We start from the raw sequence: 2000 nt of genomic DNA, 5'->3' as shown, positions 1-2000 counted from the left end.
GGTTCTTTCTGAACTTTGGGTATTATGTTTAAAGCAGGTATTGAAAAATACCTGCTTTTTCTTCATGCAATAACTTCTCTATTTTGGGTATTTCTGGTATAATAGTGATGAATATAAACATCAAGAGGTATAGAATCAGATGAAATATCAAGAAATTACAGATTACTCTTTCTTATTGGGAGAAAACCATTATATCTATAAACATACAGAAGATGATGACACATTACATCTCTTTGTCAAATCCAGACCACACGAAGCCAAATGCCCTTACTGTGGCATGGTAAGCCGTTCCCTGCACGCAACTTATGAAAGAGTCTTGCAGGATACACCAATCCATTGTAAACAAACATATCTTCATGCAAATGTTTATAAATACGACTGTGAAAATCCCGATTGTGATCACACGGTTTTTATGGAAGACCTTCCATTTGCTAAGGCTTCACAGGTTCGTACAGATGCATTGAATTCGTTGATTCTTGGTGTATCTATGTTCCTCAGTAATGAAGGAGCAAGCAAGGTATTGTCACTTTTAGGAGTTAAGGTCAGCAACGATACCATCCAGCGTTTGTATAACAGAATCGATTTTATTGACAATCCAGATGTAGAAGAAATAGGGATTGATGATGTGGCCATTCGTAAAGGACAGACTTATGCAACCGCTGTTTACGATTTGAAAGATCATCATCTGATAGCGCTTCTTAAAGGAAGAGATGCAGAGACATTAAAGGAATGGCTGAAAAATCACCGGAAAGTTCGATTGGTAGCACGTGACCGTGCCAGTGCTTATGCCGCCGCTATCAATGCTGTTCTCCCAGAATGCGTTCAAGTAGCCGACCGTTTTCATCTGCTCCAAAATCTTCTGGAACATCTGAAAGATATCTTTAAAGCAGATATGCCGGCTACTATTTATATAAAAAATGAAAAAATACTGGAACAAGAGCCTGAAAAAATATTGAAGGAAAAGGCTCCTGATTACACATATCTTTCTACATTAAATTATGATTGTACACCGCCCAAAAATCCAGATGGTTCCGAACGGAGTTTTGATAACAAAAAACATGATCTTGCATCATCTAAATATAAAGAACTGCAGATACAGCGTAAAAAAAACAAGAATTGATCAAAGAAATACAGAGTTTTTGGGCGGAATCGGAAAAGAAAAGGATAAAAACGGTTGCAGAACAGTTTCATTTATCACTGCCCTGCGCCAAAAAGTATATCTATATGTCATCAAAAGAATTGGAGGAACTGGATACCCCTAAAAACTATAAAAAAAGAGAATCTGCCATGAATGAATGGCTGAATGTGATATTTAAGATGATGCTGGATGGACATACAAATGAAACGATTTATTTTTACATAAAAGAGCATCCCGATTTTAATGAATCTGAAAAGAAACTGCAAAAATACATATATCTGATAGGAAAAAATAACTTTCCGGACCGGATACCATTTAATGCGAACTATCTTATGGAAAAAGTTCTGCCGCCAGATGTTATCTGTTTCAAACGAACAGAAATTCTCAAATATCTTCTGACATGTAATCCTAAGAAACAGAAAGATCTGGAATTAGGGAAATATATTGATGTAATAAAGGAAGCTTATCCGGTTGCTGCTTATGTTGAAACTGTGTTCAAAGATTTTCATAGAATTATCATGGGGAATTCTCCAGACGAGATAGATGTTTTTATCGAACAGTATGAAGAAAGTGTCATATCAACTTTCTGTAAAGGATTAAAAAAGGATATCGCCCCGGTCAAGAACGCGATATCCCATCGTGAAAGTTCTGGATTTGTTGAAGGAAACAACAACAAATTCAAACTCCTCAAACGTATTGTATACGGAAGAAGTGGATTAGTCAATCTCTCAAAGAAGTGCAAACTGGCATTTATGCTCAAAGACGATGCGTTCACACTCTCGTCATTGATATAGAAAATGCTGGCATCTTTTCGATGCCAGCATAAATAATACTTCACAGTACCCAAAGTTCAGAAAGAACC

General features: G+C 36.5%; 2 protein-coding genes. Both read left to right on the top strand.

What is annotated here, in order from left to right; all coding sequences use genetic code 11:
• The first annotated feature begins 139 nt into the window (after positions 1–139).
• The gene (locus WKT10_RS15785; protein ID WP_340278034.1) at positions 140–1120 is read left to right on the top strand and encodes an ISL3 family transposase; all 981 of its coding nucleotides are present in this window, start codon (positions 140–142) and stop codon (positions 1118–1120) included.
• Positions 1121–1224: 104 nt separating this feature from the next.
• Complete coding sequence (locus WKT10_RS15780) at positions 1225–1932, top strand: transposase (RefSeq protein WP_340278033.1); 708 nt, start codon at positions 1225–1227, stop codon at positions 1930–1932.
• Positions 1933–2000 lie beyond the last annotated feature (68 nt).

It is taken from the genome of Enterocloster sp. HCN-30185 (assembly GCF_037890305.1).
Taxonomy (GTDB): domain Bacteria; phylum Bacillota; class Clostridia; order Lachnospirales; family Lachnospiraceae; genus Enterocloster.
The sequence above is the reverse complement of the archived record's forward strand: the minus strand, read 5'-3'. Positions and strand labels throughout refer to the sequence as shown.

Coding starts and splice junctions, on each gene's coding strand:
- WKT10_RS15785 (WP_340278034.1), top strand. CDS start 140: ATGAAATATCAAGAAATTACAGATTACTCTTTCTTATTGGGAGAAAAC.
- WKT10_RS15780 (WP_340278033.1), top strand. CDS start 1,225: ATGTCATCAAAAGAATTGGAGGAACTGGATACCCCTAAAAACTATAAA.